The 3,430-nt window shown below is 77.3% G+C and carries 3 protein-coding genes; all 3 read right to left on the bottom strand.

Going from position 1 to position 3,430, the window contains the following annotated elements; translation table 11 throughout:
• Positions 1 to 1,006, bottom strand: a 1,006-nt coding sequence (locus SZN_RS36300) for a glycosyltransferase (protein WP_007505540.1), incomplete at its 3' end; no start/stop codon positions are given.
• Positions 1,003 to 1,788, bottom strand: coding sequence for a polysaccharide deacetylase family protein (locus SZN_RS36295; RefSeq protein ID WP_007505538.1), 786 nt, complete (start codon positions 1,786 to 1,788; stop codon positions 1,003 to 1,005). The genes SZN_RS36295 and SZN_RS36300, both read right to left, overlap by 4 nt.
• Positions 1,778 to 3,430 (bottom strand): lipid II flippase MurJ (locus tag SZN_RS36290; RefSeq protein ID WP_007505536.1); only part of this gene is annotated, 1,653 nt, incomplete at its 5' end. The genes SZN_RS36290 and SZN_RS36295, both read right to left, overlap by 11 nt.

Here is a 3,430-nt window from a genome sequence, read left to right as displayed (position 1 = left end):
GCCGCAGCACCTCGCGCGCGTACGCCCCCGCGCCGCCGGTGACGCGCAGCGCGCCGGGCGCCGCCCCGGGCGGCAGGTCCTCGACGGCCGGACAGCTCGCGTAGAGCACGGGGAGCCCGGCCGCCAGCGCCTCCACCACCGCCAGGCCGAAGGACTCCTCCGGCGACGGCGAGGCGAACACGTCCATGGCGGACAGCAGGGCGGGCAGGTCCGGCGCGTCGTCGTGCGGGTCCGGCAGATACGGCCGCTCCCCGGCCAGCACCATCCGGTCCGCGACGCCCAGGTGCCGGGCGGTGCGCCGCAGCGCCCGCTCCTCGGGCCCGCCGCCCACCAGCAGCAGCCGTACGTCGTCCGGGAGTTGGGCGAGCGCCGCCACCAGCACGTCGAACCGCTTGACCGGGGCGAGCCGCCCCACCCCGCCGACGACGTACCCGTCCCGCGGCAGCCCGTAGAAGGCGCGCGCCCGCGCGCGGCGTGCCTCGTCGTGGCGGAAGCGGTCCGCCTCGATGCCGTTGGGGATGACCCGGATGCGCTGGGCGGGCACGCCCCAGTGCCGCAGCCGGTCGGCGACCGTCGCCGACACCGCGACGGTGGTGTGGCCCAGGCGCTCCCCGGCGAGGTACAGCGCGCGGACCCCCGCGGTGTGCGGGCGGCCCTCCAGCCGGGTCGCGCCGATCGAGTGCTCGGTGGCCACCACCGCCCGCACCCCCGCCAGCCGCGCCGCGACCCGGCCGTAGACGCCGGCCCGGTACAGATGCGTGTGCACCAGGTCGTAGCGGCCCTCGCGGATCAGCCGGGTCAGCCGGGGCAGGGCGCCCAGGTCGCGGTTGCCGCTCATCCCGAGGTGCGTGACGCGCACCCCGTCGGCGGCCAGCCCCGCGGCCACCGGCCCCGGGTTGGTCAGGGTCACCACGTCGCAGCGCGCCGGGAGGTGCCGCAGCAGCAGCCGCAGTTGCTGCTCCGCGCCCCCGACGCCGAGGCCGGTGATGATGTGCAGGACTCTCACACCGCCTCCAGGGAACGGCGGCAGACCCGCGCCAGACGCCGCTTCAGCTCCAGCCGCACCGCGCCGTCCGCCTCGCCGAGGTGGATGCGCGGCACGGCGAAGTCGCCCGAGCCGGCCGGGCCGGGGGTGATCGCGCAGGCGTAGCGGTAGCCGGCCCGGCGCACGGCCGCCGCGGCCCGCTCGTCGAGATAGCCGTACGGGTAGCAGAAGCCGTCGACGTCGGCGCCGGTGATCGCGGCGAGCCGGTCCCGGCTGTCGTTGACCTCGGCGTACAGCACCTCTTCGGTGGCCTTGGTCAGATCCAGGTGGGTCAGCCCGTGCGAGGCGACCTCCATGCCGGCGGCCGCGGCCCGGCGGATGTCGTCCACGTCCAGCAGCGGCTTGCGCGGCCCGATCGGCTCCCAGGCGTTCTCGCCGCCGAGCAGCCCCGGCAGCACGAACACCGTCGCCGTGAAGCCCCGGCGGGCCAGCGCGGGCAGCGCGCAGGTGACGAAGTCGCCGTACCCGTCGTCGAAGGTGAGCCCCACCAGACCGCGCTCGGCGCCCCGGGCCCGCGCCGCGAGGAGTTCGCGCACGCTCACCCCGCGCAGCCCCCGGCCCGCCAGCCAGGCGAGCTGCCGCTCCAGACGGGCGGGGGAGACGGTGACGTTGTACGGGTCGTCCGGGCAGTCCGAGACGGAGTGGTACATGGCCACCCAGGCGGTGGGGCGCCGCTTGACGCGGCCCCGCGAGGCTGGCTCGGGTCCGGCCGCGGGGGGCGCGGCGGAGATGTCAGCGACCATGGCGAGGCTTTCGTGAGAGGGAGCTGCGGACGGAATGCGTGACGGTGGACAGCAGGACCCGGACCCCCGCCACGTCCAGGAGCCGGGCGAGCAGCACGAAGGCGGTGCCCGCACCGGCGCAGGACGCGGCGACCGCGGCCGCGGGCGAGTCGGACAGGGACGCGCACAGCAGTCCGGCCGCGGCGGCGCCCACCGCGGCGGCCACCGGCCGGGCCAGTTCCGCGACGACCCGGCGGACCCGCACGGGCACCGAGCGCGGCCCGAGCCCGTGCAGCAGGAGCAGCGCCGTCAGGGTGATGCCGGCCGCGTTCGCCGCGGCGATGCCCGGCGCGCCCCAGGGCTCCACGGCCCACCCGCCGAGCACGACGGTGGCGAGCGCACCCGCGCCCATCGCCCCCAGCGGGTACCAGGTGGTGCGCCCCGTCGAGAAGTACGACCGCACGAGCGCCCCCACCAGCGTGTGCCCGAGCAGCCCGAGCGCGTAGACCCGCATCACGGCGGCGGTGGCGGCGGTGTCCTCGGCCGTGAACGCGCCCCGCTGGAAGAGCAGTTGGGTGATCTGCGGCGCCGCGGCGAACACGACGGCGGCGCCGGACAGCACCAGGCACGCCATCAGCACCAGATCCCGCTCGACCCGGTCGCGGGCCCGCAGGGTGTCGCCCTCGGCGAGGGCCCGCGCCACCACCGGGAAGGTGACGACGCACACCATCATCGCCAGCGACATCGGCAACTGGGCGACCTTCTGGGCGTAGTTCAGGTGCGAGATGGCCCCGGCGGGCAGCCCGGAGGCGAAGTACCGCTCGATGAGCACCTGCGACTGCCGGCACAGCGCGAACAGCAGCACCGCGCAGATGAGTCCGAACGCGAGCGCCCGGTCCGGCGCCGGTCCGCCGCCCGGCGCGGACGCGGGGCGGTCCGGCCGCCGCGCCAGGCGCCGCCACAGGGACGGTGCCTGGACGACGGCCATCAGACAGCCGCCGAGCGCGACGCCGAGCGCGGCGGCCCGCACCCCCCAGCGCGCGGCGAGGACGAGCATCGTGGCGATGATCGCGACGTTGTAGGCGACGTAGATCGCGCCCGGGACGACGTAGTCGCCCTGCGCCCGCAGCGCCGCGCTGCAGTACCCGGCAAGCCCGAAGCTCAGCACGCAGGTCGCGGTCAGCCGGGTGCAGGCCACGGCGAGCGAGGGGTCGGGCAGGCCCGGCGCGAGGACGGAGACCAGCAGCGGCGCCCCCGCCACCAGCACGGCGGCCGTACCGGCGAGGGCCAGGCACAGCCGGGGCAGCGAGGCGGCGACCAGGGCCCGTACCGGATCGGGCGAGACGGCCCCGTACGCCCGCCGCGCCAGCGCCGCGCTGAACGCGGGCACCAGCACGAACGCCATGCCGTCCTCGATGAGCAGCGTCGACGCCATCTCCGGCACCGTCCAGGCGACCAGGAAGGCGTCCGTCTCCGCGCCCGCGCCGAAGAAGTGGGCGAGCGCCTGGTCGCGCCCGAGCCCCAGCACCGCCCCCGCCATCGACAGCGCGGCCGACAGCAGCGTGGCCCGCGCGAGGAACCGCCCCGAGACGGCGCCGGAGCCCGGGGCCGCGGGCTCCGCGGGGTCCCCGGCGCCCGGCGCCCCGCCCCGCCCGTCGACGCC

The sequence above is a fragment of the Streptomyces zinciresistens K42 genome, assembly GCF_000225525.1.
GTDB classification, from domain to species: Bacteria; Actinomycetota; Actinomycetes; order Streptomycetales; family Streptomycetaceae; genus Streptomyces; species Streptomyces zinciresistens.
The sequence above is the reverse complement of the archived record's forward strand: the minus strand, read 5'-3'. Positions and strand labels throughout refer to the sequence as shown.

Excerpts from the sequence above, each read along its gene's own strand:
- SZN_RS36295 (WP_007505538.1), bottom strand. The coding sequence starts at position 1,788 with ATGGTCGCTGACATCTCCGCCGCGCCCCCCGCGGCCGGACCCGAGCCA.